Origin of the sequence: Hydrogenophaga sp. A37 (assembly GCF_002001205.1) — a bacterium.
GTDB lineage: Bacteria > Pseudomonadota > Gammaproteobacteria > Burkholderiales > Burkholderiaceae_C > Hydrogenophaga.
This window is the reverse complement of record NZ_MUNZ01000150.1, coordinates 1-12,870: the sequence shown is the minus strand read 5'-3', so window position 1 is coordinate 12,870 and position 12,870 is coordinate 1. Positions and strand designations below refer to the sequence as shown.

The following is a 12,870-nucleotide window of genomic DNA, read 5'->3' as shown; positions in this document are numbered from 1 at the left end:
CTGAAAGCCCTTCATGAAAGTCGCCATCGCCACCCATAAAGACTGGAGCCAGGTCAGCGGCCACGCGGGTCAGGCCCGCGAGTGGCTGCTGTTTCATTGCCAGAGCGACCAGCCGCTGCCCGAGCCGCAGCGCATCACGCTCACCAAGGAACAGCTGCCACACCACTTCAAAGACGACGGCCCGCACCCGCTGCATGGCGTGCAGCTGCTGATCGCGGGCAGCGCGGGCGACGGCTTCCTGCGCCACATGGCGGGCTGGGGTGCGCAGGTGCTGCTCACCGGCGAGACCGACCCCCGCGCTGCGCTGCAGAAGGTGTTGGCCGGCGAGGCGTTGCCCGACACGCGCTTCGACGTGACCACCGCGCTGTGCAAGGTGCGCGACCTGTTTTCCAGCCATTGATTTTTCTTTTCTTCTTTCATCCATCCAAGGAGCGTTTCCATGAACTTCAAACCCTTCGTCTCTTCGCTGCTCGCCGGCCTGTTGCTGGTGGCCACGGCGGCCCGCGCCGACGAAATCCCGGTGGCCGTGGCCGCCAACTTCACCGCGCCGTTCAACAAGATCGCCGCCGAGTTCGAAAAGGAAACCGGCCACAAAGTGGTGTCGTCCTTCGGCTCCACCGGCAAGTTCTACGCGCAGATCAAGAACGGCGCGCCGTTTGAAATCCTGCTCGCGGCCGACGACGAAACCCCGGCGAAGCTGATCAAGGAAGGCGCCGGGGTGGCGGGCAGCCAGTACAGCTACGCCATCGGCAAGCTGGTGCTCTGGTCGGCCAAGCCGGCCGTGGTGGACGCCAAGGGTGAGGTGCTCAAGGGCGGCGGCTTCGACCACATCGCGCTGGCCAACCCCAAGCTCGCGCCCTACGGCGCGGCGGCCATGGAAACCATGAAAGCCATGGGCGTGCTCGACAGCTTGACCCCCAAATTCGTGACCGCCGAAACCATCGCCCAGGCCTATCAGTTCGTCAGCAGCGGCAACAGCCTGCTGGGTTTCGTGGCGCTGTCGCAGGTGCTCAAAGACGGCCAGATTGCAGGCTCGGCCTGGGTGGTGCCTGCCAACCTCTACACCCCCATCCGGCAGGATGCGGTGCTGCTGACCCCGGGCAATGGCAAGGCCGGCGCGGCCGCGCTGTTGAAGTACCTACAGGGTGCCAAGGCGCAGGCGGTGATCCGGAGTTTTGGCTACGAGATCGCGCTGTGAGGCGGGGCGGCTGACGCTCACAGGCTGAATCACATGCTGTCGAACGACGACCTGGCCGCCGTGTGGCTCACGGTCAAACTTGCCGGACTCACCACCGTGCTGTTGCTCGCGCTGGGCACGCCGGTTGCGTGGTGGCTCGCGCGCACGCCCTCGCGCCTGAAAGGCCTGGTCGGTTCGGTGGTCACGCTGCCACTGGTCTTGCCTCCGGCGGTGCTGGGCTTTTATCTGCTGGTTCTCATGGGGCCGCAGGGGCCGGTGGGCCGGCTCACGCAGGCGCTCGGCCTGGGGCAGCTGCCGTTCACCTTCGCTGGTCTGGTGGTGGCCTCGTGCCTGTATTCCATGCCCTTCGTGATCCAGCCGTTGCAGCAGGCCTTTGCCGCCATCGGCCGCGCACCCATGGAGGCGGCGGCCACGTTGCGCGCTTCGCCGCTGGACGCGTTCTTCACCGTGGCACTGCCGCTGGCGCGGCCCGGTTTCATCACGGCGGCCGTGCTCGGCTTCGCGCACACCGTGGGTGAGTTCGGCGTGGTGCTGATGATCGGCGGCAACATCCCGGGCAAGACCCAGGTGCTGTCGATGGCGATCTACAACCATGTCGAGGCGATGGAATACGACAACGCCCACTGGCTGGCCGGCGGCATGCTGGTGTTCTCTTTCGCCGTGCTGCTGCTGCTCAACAGCCGCGGCTGGAACCGGTCGCCATGAGCGCTGCCCGGCCGCTCCGAAGGCGCTCAGCCCCGCAGTGCGCAGCACGGAGGGCAGTCCAATGACCATCGAAGCCCGTTTTCGACAAACGTTTCCCGGCTTCACGCTCGACGTGGACCTGCAGTTGCCCGGCCGCGGCGTGACCGCGCTGTTCGGCCCCTCGGGCTGTGGCAAGTCCACTCTGCTGCGCTGCATCGCCGGCCTCAACGCCGCGCCCAGCGGCCGTTGCGTGGTCAACGGCGAGGTCTGGCAAGACGGCGCCCAGGCGCTGCCCACGCACCAGCGCCCGCTGGGCTACGTGTTCCAGGAACCGGCGCTGTTTGCACACCTGAGCGTGAGCGCGAACCTGCAATACGGCCGCAAGCGCACCGCAGGCGCCGCCCAGCAAGTGGAATGGGACCGCGCCATTGAGCTGCTGGGCATTGGCCACCTGCTGGAGCGCCGCACCGCCGGGCTCTCGGGTGGCGAACGCCAGCGCATCGCCATCGCGCGCGCGCTGCTCACCAGCCCACGCCTGCTGCTGATGGACGAGCCGCTGGCCGCGCTGGACCTGGCGCGCAAGAACGAGTTCATGCCCTACCTGGAGCGCCTGCACCGCGAGCTGGACGTGCCGGTGATCTACGTGAGCCACGCGCCCGACGAGGTGGCGCGCCTGGCCGACCACATCGTGGCCATGGAGGCGGGCCGGGTGCTGGCCTCAGGCCCGCTGGCCGAGGTGCTGTCGCGGGTGGACCTGCCGATCCGCCTGGGCGAAGACGCGGGCGTGGTGCTGGAGGGCGTGGTGGTCGAGCGCGACGCGGCCTGGAGCCTGGCCCGGGTGGCGTTCCCCGGCGGCTGCCTCTGGGTGCGCGACGGCGGGCAAACCCAGGGCACCACGGTGCGCATCCGCATCCTGGCGCGCGACGTGAGCCTGGCGCTCTCGCCCGCGACCGACACGAGCCTGCTCAACAGCCTGCCGGTGGTGGTGGACCAGTTGGCCGACGAGAACCATCCGGCGCTGGCCTTGTGCCGCTTGCAGGTGGGGACGTCGTCGTCGCTGCTCGCGCGTTTGACGCGACGCTCGGCGGCTGCGCTGGGGTTGCAGCCGGGGCAGCCGGTTTGGGCGCAAATCAAGGCGGTGGCGTTGATTGGATAGCTTTGCGCAGGTGATCAGACGGCAACAATTACCAGATCTTCCAGGGTGCTTTGGTGCCAGCCCAGAGACTTTCAAGGTAGTTCTTGTCCCGAAGGGTATCCATGTTTTGCCAAAAGCCGTCGTGACGATAAGCCCCCAGCTTGCCTTGATGGGCCAGCTGCATGAGTGGTTCTTGCTCTAAAACACTTTCGTCGCCCGAAAAATAATCAAATACCTCAGGTTCCATGACAAAAAAGCCACCATTGATCCACGCGCCGTCCCCTTTTGTCTTTTCACTGAAGTTGTGGATTTTGCTGTCGTCTTCTTTTAGCGTAAAAGCTCCAAAGCGTCCCGGTGGCTGCACAGCGGTGAGAGTGGCGATCGTCTTTTGCTCACGGTGAAATGCGAGCAGCTGATTCATATCCATATCGCACACGCCGTCGCCATAGGTCAGGCAGAAAGGTTCACCAGCGACATAGTCTTTGATTCTCTTGATTCTCCCGCCGGTCATGGTTGCTTCGCCGGTATCGACCAACGTTACCCGCCATGGCTCAGCCTGGGTATGGTGCACCTCCATCTTGTTGTTCTTGATATCGAAAGTGAAGTCGGCCGTATGGAGGAAATAGTTGGCGAAATACTCCTTGATCACATAGCCTTTGTAGCCGCAGCAGATAATGAAGTCGTTGATTCCTGCTTTGGAATATATCTTCATGATGTGCCAGAGCATGGGCTTTCCGCCAATGTCAATCATGGGTTTGGGTTTGGTGGCGCTTTCTTCGCTGATCCGGGTTCCATAGCCGCCTGCCAAAATGACCGCTTTCATATCCATGTGTCCTAGGTTGGGATATCTGATCTGTCTGTGTGAATGATCTTTTGAAAATTCAGCGCGCTGTGGTCAGCGAACGCCCATCTTCCAAAATTCATGGGGAGACAAACCCTTGATGCTCTTGCCTGAGAGCAGAACTTTCAGCACCACCCACACCGGCATGACAATGTCGAAAGCCATTCTGGCAAACAGGATCGGTACGCACGTCAGCATGAACAGGGTTGAATCTGCCCCGCGCCTGATGTAAGCCAACGATCGAAAAAACAGGTGTATTTTTCGAATGACATGGCCCAGATAGGTCAATGCAGGGTTGCGGGCGTGGGGCAAATCATGAGCCGGCTTGCTGGTCATGGTCTTGCGCCACAAGGGCTTGTCCAGGGAAGTTAAAACGAAGTTTCCCTTGGCGACAAGAAAATACAACGACGGAAAGGCGATGTTGTAGACCGTTGTCATTTTCGGGAATAGCCAAAGCTTGTATTCAATGTCTTTGGCACGCTGTCGCCGGATGAGTGCGTGATTGCTGCGGTCGAGAAACAGCTTGGTGAGCTTGTAGACCCTCACCCAAGCGTTGCGGTGCCCGTAGTCTTCGAGAACCGCTTCGCCTTCATATTGCTGCGTCTCTTTGTTGAAAAGGCGGTAGGGGCAGAATGCCGAAATGGCTTCAGGTTCGGCCTGCAGTTTTTTAACCAGTACCTCTATGAATTCCGGTTCCCAGTAATCATCTGCCGCCGCCCACATGAAAAATTCGCCCTGGGCCTGGTCTGCAACAAACGTCCAGTTGCCGTGTAGCCCGAGGTTCTTTTCTTGCCGCACGTACCTGATTCTGTTGTCCTGAGCGCAATATTTTTGGCAAATTTGCGCTGTTGCATCGGTAGAGGCGTTGTCAGACAAAACCAGTTCAATATTTTGATAGGTTTGTCCCAGCAGGCAATCGAGGGTGCGCGCCAGGGATTCTTCACCGTTGTACACCGGTACACCAATGCTAACCAGCGGAGTATTGTTCATATGGAGCCTCAGATCGGCTGTGCAGCAGGAAACCCGGGTTCAATGGCTGAAATACGCGTTTTGCTCGGCGCGGAGTTTGTCGCTCAGGCGGCCATCGGGCACGATGACGTCATCCATGCACAGCACCTGATCCTTGGGGACATCGCGTTTGAGACGGCATCCCTCGGCCAAACCCATCGGGAGCAGATGGTCCTGGTTGACGACAGCCGAGTTTTCGGCCAATCCATAGGTCATGTAGCCGCCAATGCCATCAATGATCTGGCCTGCCTTCAGGTCTATCTTCGCGGTGGCGACCACATCAACGCACGGCCCCGCAATGGGTGCGATGGCAGCGTCGGCAAACAACACCGCCCGCGCAACCGTATTGGGCACCTCAAAGTGGCACAGGTGATAGGGCGTGTAAAAGCAATACAGCGGACCTTCGCCCAGTTTGTACAGATTGAGGTAGTGTTTTTGCTGGGAATGATCATGGGTGCCCAGCACAAATACACCTGGGCCCGGAACGGCTCCCACCACGTAGTCCACGATTCCCGGGCCTTGCAGCAGTTCCTCGTGCGGATACCAGTTGGCGGCCTCGGTGATCGGGGTGCCGGCTTCAACCGTGGGCCCGAACATGCCGCGCTTGGCCACCCGCATGCCGGTCGCGTTCGCCACGATGGCCTGCTCGTACGAAATTTTGGTGCCGTCGGCAAACGAGGTCACCATCGCGGGGTTTTGCCCCCATTTCCGGGCAAAACCTTCTTGTGTGGTCGGGTTGCGATAGGGGTCGTGCAAGCCCTTGATGTTTCCGCACAAGACGGGCTTGACGCCGATTCCCTTGACAAACCGGTACAGATTCATGATGACACCAGGCTGGTCGCCATCGACGTTGGTGAGCACCACGCCCGCTTTGTCGGCATACACCTTGAGAATCGGGCCGACTGTGCCGTCCAGTTCGGCATTCATCATGATCACATGTTTGCCATGTTGAATGGCCTTGAACACCACCTGGGCGCTGAATTCCACGGCGCCGGTGACCTCGACGATGGCGTCGATTCCCCCCGCCTGGCAAAGCAGCAAGGCGTCATCGGTGATCGCGTAGCGGTCATTTGCGATGGCATCTTCCAGTTGCGAAAGGCTTTCTGCGACCACCACGTCCTGGACATTGGCTTCGTTGTAAGCGCGCCGGGCCAGATCGATATTGCGGTTGGAGACCGCCACCAGTTTCATGCCCGGGGTTGACTGGATGATTTGCAGGGCAACCCCGCGACCCATGAACCCTGCACCCACCATGGCCACCCGAATCGGGTTGTTCTCGGCCTGGCGTTTCTTCAGCGCGCTGTCAATGATGATCATGATTTTTGTCTGTTGATTCTGAATGCGTCACCCGAGCATGGTGGGGCTGATAGGGCGAGCGCCCGGCTCACTGTTTCATGTCTGGCCAGGCGGCGTCTTTGTCGGAAATCACATTAACCGCTTGCGGCCAGACGATGCCCAGGGCCGGGTCGTTGTACCGGAGGCCGCGCTCCGAACCGGGGTGATAAACCTGTGAAACCTGGTAGGTGACTTCGCTGTCATCCATCAGCGTAATGAACCCGTGCGCGAAGTGTTGCGGCACAAACAGCATGCGGTGATTGCTGCTTGAGAGCTCAACCCCAATCCACTGTTTGAAGGTTGGGGAATCAGGGCGAATATCTACAATGACATCGTAAATGGCGCCCTGGGTGCATCGTACCAATTTGGTTTCGGCATAGGGTGATTCCTGATAGTGCATGCCACGCAATGTGCCCTGATGTTTGCTCAGCGAAACATTGGTTTGCACCACTTTGTTCACCAGACCATGCCGCTCAAATTCGTCCTGGCAAAAAGACCGGGCGAAGAAACCGCGGGAATCTCCGCGCTTTTCCAGGTCAATGATGTATGCCCCTGCCAGCTTGGTTTCGGTGAATATCATCAAACGCTCCAGAAGAACTTGTCGTCAATCTGCCGGGTGCGGATCAGGTATTCAATCTGCTTGAGGCGGGTAAAGGCCCGGAAATTGAAGATCTCGGGCGGCATGTCGATTCTCTTGAACACCTCGTGGAGTTGTTCTGCACCAATCTTGGCATTTCGCTTGCACTTGAAGCCCAGCTGGGTGCTGATCTTGTCAAATGAAACCCGGTAGCTTCGATTGTCGGCATCATTTGTGCCAAAGCTGAGCGAGCAACCGGTGAAGGTCTCGGCAACGATCTCGGCGATCTCTTTTACCCGGTAGTTGTCCGATGTGGCGCCCACATTGAAAATCTGATTGTGAGTTTTCTCGCGCGGCGCATCCAGCACACAGGCAATGGCATCGCAAATATCCAGCACATGAACCAGCGGTCGCCACGGCTGTCCATCGCTGGTCATCTTGATTTCCTTGGTTGTCCATGCCAGTCCGGACAGGTTGTTCAGCACAATGTCAAAGCGCATTCGGGGCGAAGGCCCATAGGCTGTGGCATTGCGCAGAAAAGTCGGGCTGAAGTGATCCGATGCCAGTGGCGATACATCGCGCTCGACCCTTACCTTGCACTTGGCGTAGGCGGTTTGTGGGTCGGTGGCAGATTCTTCGGTTTTGAAATCGTCACCACCAATGCCATACACACTGCAAGAAGAGGTGTAGACGAAGCGGCTGACACCGACGTTCTTGCATTTCTTGGCCAGCTCCACCGAGCCCATATGATTGATTTCATATGTGATGTCGCTGTTGAGTTTTCCCAATGGGTCATTGGACAACTCGGCCAGGTGCGCCACCGCATCGAAACCCTCGAGGTCTTTTTCTGTGATATCGCGAATGTCTTTTCTTATCCACCGTGGCGATTGTTTGACTGCGTTGTACAGCCAGCCATCCCGGTAGAAACCGGTGTCGATGCCCACCACGTCATGACCACGCTCCAACAGGACCGAGCCCAGCAAGCTTCCAATATAACCATCTGTCCCGGTAACTAGAATTTTCACGACTATTTCGCCTTTTGCAAATGTTTAGGTTTTTTCCACAGGTGAGTTTGTTTTCATGCATGCGCAGGTGTCCTGAGCCGGAAATGCACTGAATGAATTTAATGGTCGCCACTTTGTTGTGTCGCGTGTGCGTAAAACGGCGCGGCAAGGCGTGATCAAGTAAGACGGTATCCAAGTGGCGAGCATGCTTTGTCGAAAATGGAGGAAATCCAGTTAAGCACGTGCGCAGCACGGCGAAGTGTTTCCCCAACTCGAACGGCAGGATAATCCGCAAGTCCGACTGGCTCAATGCCGGATTGCATGGAACTTGACATGGCTCAATGCCGGATTGCACGGAACGGGGTTTTCATCCCGCTGTGTGGCGCAATTTGCCGAATTTAAGCCGTGCTTAAGTGGTGCGCATGTATGGCGGAGAAAGTCGATGCTTGGTGTGATCGGGGTTTCGGGCCTGATGACGGTCGGGGGTGTGTGGTGTCCAGCAGCGCGAGAGCGCGAGGCTCAATGCCGTAACACTTCGGGTGCGAGCGCTTTGGCACGCTGGGTGCAACCGCTCGGGCAGCCTTTTGCGGCAGGCGATGGGGCGCAGATCAAGGCGGTGGCTTTGATCGGGTAGAACTGAGCGACGCGAAAGCGGGTTCGGCGTCACTTCGGTCGCTTGGAAGAACGACCGCGATCAGGATCTCAGTGACGCCCGCCCTGAACCCGAATCACCAAGTATTTCTCTCCCCCACCGGCCCCACATTCATGCGCGCCGCAATGGCCACGGGGATTGCCATGCCATTCCAGGGTGACCCGGCGTTCTGGTGTTTGGTGGAGTCGTAGTCGTCCACATAGATGATGTTGATCTGGGGGTCCAGGGCCGCGTTGTAGCAAACACCGGCCCAGCCGCGATTGGGGCCGCAGAACAGGTTCAGCAGCAAGGGGTTGGTGACTTGTTGCGCGGCCTCCAGCGGGTCCCAAGTGCCGGTGAGGGTCAATGAGAACTGCGGCGTCAGCGTCCACGACAACAGGTGCAGTGTGCTGGCCACGCCGCCCACCGCATTGGGCGTCCAGTTGCCCGGGTTGAAGGGCTGGGTGGTGTAGGCAAAATTTTGCCGGTTGCGCAGTTTGTTGAGCTGGTCGGTGCGCATGCCGGAGAGCACGTAACCATCTTCCACCCGACCCAGGTTGGAATACTGGTCAAACAGTTCAATCGGGTTGGCGGGTGCTGCGTACTTGGGCGCCAAGACGAAAAAGCCCGGGATGCCATTGGGTGGTGCGGTGAAAGGCAGGCCCGTGACATAGGCCTCCTGCGGGGTGTCGAGCGCGCCGTCGTACAGGACCAGCACACGCGACTGCAGAACGGCGCCGGCGACGGCGCCTGGAGGTGGCCCGTTGGCAATGGGCGGCGTGGACAGGAGTTGCCAAAAGGGGCAGTTGCACAGGTCGATGTTGTTTTGGGTGTACTCGACCAGATAAGGCCCCAAGGCGGCGCGGATGGCCGCGACGAGGTTGGCATGCATCAGGTTGGTGAACTTGTAGAAGTGCGACACGTTCAAGATCACCAGCTCGCGGTCGGTCGGGGCCAGGCTGTCAAAGTAGTCTCTGATCTGCTGCAGGATCCCGTCGGCGCCGGTCAACTCCCCGCCCCAGTAGAGCTGGCCGTGGTAAGTCCAGAACTCGGTGCCCCTGGCGCAGGGCCGGAGGTCGAAATAGCGCACCCCACCGGCGAGTTGCTGAAAGATGTCCTGGGTCTGCGTGGCGGAGTAGACGTTGGAAATCCGCTGGTCCCGGTAGCAGCCCGAGTCGTGGGTGCCGGGCAGCGTGATCTGGTGCAGGGACCGATTCTGGAAGGGGCCCAGTGGAGCCCCTTCCAGCGCAGGATCGTAAAAGAGGTCGGTCATCCAGGGCATGGTTCAGTCCTTCGGGGTGTCAGCAATCGCTTGGGCCGGGCTTTCCTGGCTATCGGACCGTGAGCGCCTGGAGCTGGGCCGGACCGCCATTGAAGCGGTTCAGGTCCACCGGGCCTGGCACACCGGCCACGCTGCCGCTCTGGCTGTGCTGCCAGAAGGTCCAGCGCGTCCAGCCCTTGGGCAGCTGCGGGCTGGCGTTGCTGTTGTACTCGGCCAGCCAGAGCGGGTAGTCGGCAAAGACAGAGAGGTACTCGTTGGCAAAGTGCTCGCCCGAATAGAGGATGGGTTTGACGCCGACCTGTTGTTCGAGCAGGCCAAGGAACTGTTGCAGTGCCGGCGCCAGGGCTTGGGCGTCGCCCTTGCTCAGCCGCTCAATGTCCACCACCGGGGGCAGATCGCCCGGTTTCAGGCTCAGCTGCGCGGCGAAGTTGCGGAACTGGGCCTGCGGCGTGTCGTCGCTCTCGTAGAAGTGGTAGCTGCCCACCGCCAGGCCCGCGGCGCGGGCCCGCTGCACGTTGCGGGCGTGGTCGGGGTCGACGACTGTGGCGCCTTCACTCGACTTGACGAACACGAAGTGCTTGCCGGCCTGTTTGATCTGCACAAAGTTCACTTCACCGCCTTGCCAGTTGGACAGGTCCACCCCGTCGACACCCTCGGCCACGCTGGCGGGCGCTGGCGCAGGCGTGGAAGCCAGTGGCAGCGGTGCCGGCGCCGCAGGGGCAATAGGGGCAGTAGGGGCGCTCACCGGTTCAGCCACCGAGGGTGCGCGCGGCTCGCAGGCGCTGAGGGCCACCAGCAGCAAGGGGATGCAGAGCCTGCGCAGCGCTGCGTGGCGTTGTGGGGTTGGAACTGCGTCTTGGGCGTGTGGGTTCATCGGGCATCAGACCCTGGGGAAGAGTCGGTTGAGCATGTTGAACTGCTTGGACAGCGCATTGCGGATGCAGAAGTCCTTGATGGCTGCGGCGGCGACTTTGTGTTGTTCGGTCATGTCCAGCACAGATGCCAGATAGACCGTGGGCATCAGCGGATCGGGTATGAACGGCGCCTGTGAGGCGATGGCGGTGGTCAGGGTGATGCAGGCGACAGCCCGGTCGTCGCAAAAAACCACCAGGGTTTGTTCACGGCTCGTCCCTGGCTGGCGCAGCGTGGTGTGCTCGCGCAGTTCAACCCGGATGACCTTGCCGAAAAACGTCTGCGTGATCCACTGGTTGAGCGGCGTGAGCGGAGGAACATTCGCCTGTGTCGCCCGGTTGGCGAGCCAGCGGGGCAGGTTGTCGCGCAGCAGGTGTGCGGTGTCTTCCAGCTTGCTGGCATCACGGACCCGCAACCACGCCGCCATGTCGATGCCGGAACCGGGGAATGCGTCGGTCGAGATGTAGCCGTTGCGCACGATGGTGGAATAGAGCGCCAGGTCGTCGCTGGCCCCGACATCACTGATGGTCAGGGGGGGCAGTAGGCCGGCGATCATCAGGCCCATCGTCTGCCGACCCGCGAGCGCCTGCGCGCCGTCGTACGGCATCTGCCGGCTCGCCACCAGGTACATCATGTTGACCGCCAGGTATTCCGGCGTGCCTGGGCCAGTGGCCAGGTCGGCACCGGCACCGTTGTTGATGAGCAGCGTATTGACCGCCCCCACCACGGGCGGACGAACCGGCAGCTGCGCCACCGGGATGCCGGCGCTGGCCGCCATGCGCGCCTGATAGTCCGCCTGCTGCAGCGGCGTGCCCGCGTTGTAGATCAGCGCCAGGCGGGCAAAGCGTCTGGACACCTTGTCAACGCTCTTGGACACGCCCGCGGCCACCTCGCACAACATGAGCACCTGCTCGTCGAAGTGGTAGACCAGCGAGGGCAGGGGCAGGGTTTGCGTGATCGTCGTCCCCTGGTACAGGAGCGAGACGCCGATGGGGTCGATTTGCATGTGGCCCGAGCGCAGGTCTTCCCACACTTCAACGGCCTCCACCGTGTTCATGCGTGGCAGCGTCACGTCGATCAGTTCCATCAGCAGCGGGCGCTCGATTTGCGGCCCCGTCGCCTGACCCGGGAGCAAGGGCGCCGGCCATTCGAGCGGTTTCGCGTGCCAGGTGTAGCCCAGCCTGAAGAGCAGAAACGGTTCGATGCCGTCGTTGAAGATCATGCCGGGAAGCTCCGCTCCGGGCATCGATGTGTCGGTGAGTTTGCGTTGCATGTTCAGCCACAGACCGGTTCGGTTGTGATCGAAGACCTGGCGGATGGTCTGCTGCTCGTCGCGGGTGACCTCGTACAGGTACAGCAGCGCCGACTGCTGGCTCCGGCGCTGATCCGGTGACGTGATCTCTGGTTTCCAGCGGGCGATTTCAACGGCGCAGTTGCGCAGTTCATCGAGGATCAGGTCTTCGATCACCGCGTAGATGTGGTTCTGGATCGGGATCGGTGCCCAGGGGTCGACCACGATCTGGGTGTCCCAGTCGGACTTTCCGCCCCCTTGCTGCGTCACCGCCGGGCCGGCCGGGTTGATGACGCAGTCAAAGGCATTGCCACCCTTCATGTAGAAGTAGAACAGGGGCTGTTCCGGGTTCAGGCCGAGGTCTTGGTAGAGCGCGTCCTTTAATGAGAGCAACCGTCCCCAGAGCGTCGACAGGGACTGCAGCACGGTGATCCGCACCGCGGGGTAGGTGGCGGCATCGTTGATGGCGCCCGTGAGTTGACGGCTCAGGTCGCGGCGGATGGATCGAACCAGTGGGGATTCCGGCATGGGGTGTCCCTGGTGTGGGCGATCAACTGCCCGCGGCGGGTGGCGCTGGCGGTTTGTTGGCCAGCGACGCGCTGGCCGCCGCCATCGCCGCCTGCACCTGCGCCTGGGCCTGGGCAACCGCCTGGGTTTGCGCATCGATGGCTTGCTGCATGGCTTGTTGCATGGCCGATACGTTGGATTGCAGCGCACCCTCGGCCTGGGCGACCGCCTGCGCTGCGGCCTGCGACCCGGCGGCGTTGGAGGTGGCGGCCACGGCCGCCTGGGCGGCTGCGGCGGCGCTGGCCACAGCGGCGTCGATCTGGGCCTGCGCGATCTTCATCGCGGCGCTGGCCGGGTCGACGGCTGGCGCATCGCTGGGGGTGGCGGCCGGCGGTGTGAGGGGCGCGGTGACTGGTGGCGACGCTGGCAGCGGTGCCGCAGCGGTTGTTGGGGCGGTTGTTGGGG

12 protein-coding genes and 1 pseudogene are annotated in these 12,870 nt (G+C 61.4%); 4 read left to right on the top strand and 9 right to left on the bottom strand.

All coding sequences use genetic code 11. From position 1 onward, the window contains the following. The first annotated feature begins 13 nt into the window (after positions 1–13). The 4 genes from B0E41_RS20845 (at position 14) to modC (ending at position 3,038) form a co-directional block, all read left to right on the top strand. A complete protein-coding gene (locus tag B0E41_RS20845) occupies positions 14–400 on the top strand; it encodes a hypothetical protein (RefSeq protein ID WP_077334039.1) in 387 nt (128 codons plus the stop codon). A gap of 39 nt (positions 401–439) precedes the next feature. Beyond that, a complete protein-coding gene (modA, locus tag B0E41_RS20840; protein ID WP_077334037.1) occupies positions 440–1,198 on the top strand; it encodes a molybdate ABC transporter substrate-binding protein in 759 nt (252 codons plus the stop codon). Positions 1,199–1,231: 33 nt separating this feature from the next. Further along, positions 1,232–1,903, top strand: coding sequence for a molybdate ABC transporter permease subunit (gene modB / locus B0E41_RS20835; RefSeq protein WP_077334035.1), 672 nt, complete (start codon positions 1,232–1,234; stop codon positions 1,901–1,903). A 61-nt stretch (positions 1,904–1,964) separates the two neighbouring features. Further along, a complete protein-coding gene (modC, locus tag B0E41_RS20830) occupies positions 1,965–3,038 on the top strand; it encodes a molybdenum ABC transporter ATP-binding protein (protein WP_077334033.1) in 1,074 nt (357 codons plus the stop codon). Between the two features lie 28 nt (positions 3,039–3,066). Here modC and rfbF read toward each other — a convergent pair whose 3' ends face one another. The 9 genes and pseudogenes from rfbF to B0E41_RS20785 all read right to left on the bottom strand — a co-directional run. Continuing rightward, positions 3,067–3,840, bottom strand: coding sequence for a glucose-1-phosphate cytidylyltransferase (gene rfbF / locus B0E41_RS20825; protein WP_077334155.1), 774 nt, complete (start codon positions 3,838–3,840; stop codon positions 3,067–3,069). Between the two features lie 72 nt (positions 3,841–3,912). Then, a complete protein-coding gene (locus B0E41_RS20820) occupies positions 3,913–4,848 on the bottom strand; it encodes a glycosyltransferase family 2 protein (protein WP_077334031.1) in 936 nt (311 codons plus the stop codon). A gap of 39 nt (positions 4,849–4,887) precedes the next feature. After that, a complete protein-coding gene (locus B0E41_RS20815) occupies positions 4,888–6,183 on the bottom strand; it encodes a Gfo/Idh/MocA family oxidoreductase (RefSeq protein ID WP_077334029.1) in 1,296 nt (431 codons plus the stop codon). 67 nt (positions 6,184–6,250) lie between these two features. Beyond that, positions 6,251–6,781 (bottom strand): dTDP-4-dehydrorhamnose 3,5-epimerase, encoded by a 531-nt coding sequence (gene rfbC, locus B0E41_RS20810; RefSeq protein ID WP_077334027.1) that lies wholly within the window; start codon positions 6,779–6,781, stop codon positions 6,251–6,253. Next, a complete protein-coding gene (locus B0E41_RS20805; protein WP_077334025.1) occupies positions 6,781–7,803 on the bottom strand; it encodes an SDR family oxidoreductase in 1,023 nt (340 codons plus the stop codon). Before B0E41_RS20805 ends, rfbC begins: the two co-directional genes overlap by 1 nt. Positions 7,804–8,510: 707 nt before the next feature. After that, positions 8,511–9,695 carry a hypothetical protein gene (locus tag B0E41_RS20800; protein WP_143433941.1) on the bottom strand — a complete coding sequence of 395 codons (1,185 nt, stop codon included), beginning with the start codon at positions 9,693–9,695 and terminating at the stop codon, positions 8,511–8,513. Between the two features lie 49 nt (positions 9,696–9,744). Then, positions 9,745–10,569 carry a GH25 family lysozyme gene (locus B0E41_RS20795; protein WP_077334021.1) on the bottom strand — a complete coding sequence of 275 codons (825 nt, stop codon included), beginning with the start codon at positions 10,567–10,569 and terminating at the stop codon, positions 9,745–9,747. Positions 10,570–10,575: 6 nt separating this feature from the next. Next, positions 10,576–12,426: a hypothetical protein gene (locus B0E41_RS20790; protein WP_077334153.1), complete on the bottom strand. Its 1,851-nt coding sequence runs from the start codon at positions 12,424–12,426 to the stop codon at positions 10,576–10,578. Positions 12,427–12,448: 22 nt separating this feature from the next. Further along, positions 12,449–12,870, bottom strand: a pseudogene (locus B0E41_RS20785) (hypothetical protein); the annotation flags it as partial.